A 1,967-nucleotide genomic window follows, 5' to 3' on the forward strand; every position below is an offset into this window, starting at 1 on the left:
ACTTCTGCCGTCAGCCTGCCAGTCGCGGCTGCCTGACGCCCGCGGCACAGCCCGCCAAGGAGCACTGCTCCTACACCACGCCCCGGGGCACGATCGACGATAACGTCCTGCAGCTGCTCAGCCAGCGAGCGAGAATTGTGACAGGATGGGAAGCCATCCCAACACCCCCAGCATCGCACGTCGCATCGTGCTCCTCTGCCCGCAGCTCGGCCCCGGATAGAGAACGTCATGCCGGCGGCCCACGGCGCGGTCGGGTCGAATCCCCACAGGCCGCGTATGGCAGAGTTGTCACGGGGATCTCTCGCTCAGGCCGCCTTGCCGGTGGCCAGCAGGTGAGGTTGACCTACGCGCTCCATTGCCGCCGATCACACACCACCAACACATGCCGATGTCCCGCCGCAGCCAGGGCGCGATGAAGCGGTCTTCACTGGGGAAACGTCTGGTATGGAATCCAATCCTCCACACCCTTCGCTGCCGAACCGACCCAACGGCACCCCCGTCGGACTCTCAACCAGATAACCATCGGCGGCGGGCCAGGCCGCCTCAGACGGGCATCTCTGGTCCAGGACGGCAATGCAAGCCTGTGCTTGGCCCTGGCAAAGGCCGCACCGGCGGGAGGTCAGCGCGGATGCGTTGCGTTGGCGCCGGTATCGGTAGCCGGTTTCCCGACTCATGGCACAGCAGATCGGGATTGCTGATGTTGAAACAGCCTCAGCGGCGTCGGCCCGTTTGGGGTGTGGCTTTCAGATCTAGCGGCCATACAGCGGGCCACATTGCCTATCTCACACACGTCCTCAGAGTTCAGCCTGCCATGACCCAGCCGAGACAGAGCTGTGTAGGGGGCGTGGCACTTCCGCGGCGAGAAGCAGACAGCACCCGGTACGCCACAGACATTATCATACCAAGCATTTCGTTGCTTTTTGCACACTAAACGCGCTAGAATAAACGCCCGGAGCTTGCCCTCGTGCGGCAATGAATCGCCATGGGTCAACACAATACTATCACATAATCGAACTGGTTACGGCCAAACACCCTGAAAATGGACGATAGAAAACAATGTTAAATTTCCTGCAGAGGTCTTTGTCCGTTCGAATTTACCTCATTTTCTCGTTATTGGCGGTGTCCGCGCTGGTGGCTGCAATAGCGAGTTCTTACATGCTCAGAAATAATACATTCGAGAGCGTCGAGGCTTTTCGCGCGGCCAATGCTGCTCGGGCTGGTGAGCGCGTCAACGCCCATGTTCTCGCCGTCGTCGCTGAATCCCGCGGTATTTATATGGCCAAGACGGCGGCTGAGGCCCAGCGGTTTGCCGCGGCATTACGGTCCCGGTTAGAGCAACTGCAACGCGACGTTGCTCAGTGGAAAGTTCTGGTTCCAGCAGAGCAGAGACCGGCTTTTGCCAAGCTCGAAGAGACAGTTGCCGATTTTGTTCGCTTTCGCACAGAAACCGCCAGGCTAGGGGTCGAGGTTGGTGCAGCGGCTGCGGATGCGCAGGGGAACAATGAGCAGAACCGGGCCAATCGCCAGGCGCTTAACAACGCCATCAGTGAAAACTCGAAAGCCGCTGCAGAGTTGGCTGATCAACTCAGTGCCGAGGTTTATGCATCCGGCCAGCGTCAAACAATTCTAATCGTGGTGTTCGTCCTGCCGCTCGTGCTGATATGCGGTATTGCTGCGGTCATTACTGTCCGTCGGTCTGTACTGACACCCATGGCGCAAGCGACGGATCGGCTGACAGCGATGGCCACCGGCGATCTCGCTTCTGCCGTGCCAGGTGCGGAGCGAAGGGATGAGTTGGGCCGCATCGCTGCAGCTATGATGCAACTTCGCGACAGCCTATCCCAGGCTGTTCAACTCCAGGCGGAGCAGGCCCGGCTGCAGGAGGTGCAGGTGCAGCGTGCGGCGCGGCTGGAGGCGCTGACGCGTGGGTTTGAGGGTGCGGTGGGGCAGCTGTCGAGCACCCTGGC

1 protein-coding gene is annotated in these 1,967 nt (G+C 60.6%); it reads left to right on the top strand.

Going from position 1 to position 1,967, the window contains the following annotated elements; all coding sequences use genetic code 11:
* Positions 1-1,056: 1,056 nt before the first annotated feature.
* The coding region (locus tag EP26_RS36000; protein ID WP_157033993.1) for a HAMP domain-containing protein at positions 1,057-1,967 on the top strand (911 nt) is incomplete at its 3' end.

The organism is Belnapia moabensis DSM 16746 (genome assembly GCF_000745835.1).
In the GTDB taxonomy this organism is placed as follows: domain Bacteria; phylum Pseudomonadota; class Alphaproteobacteria; order Acetobacterales; family Acetobacteraceae; genus Belnapia; species Belnapia moabensis.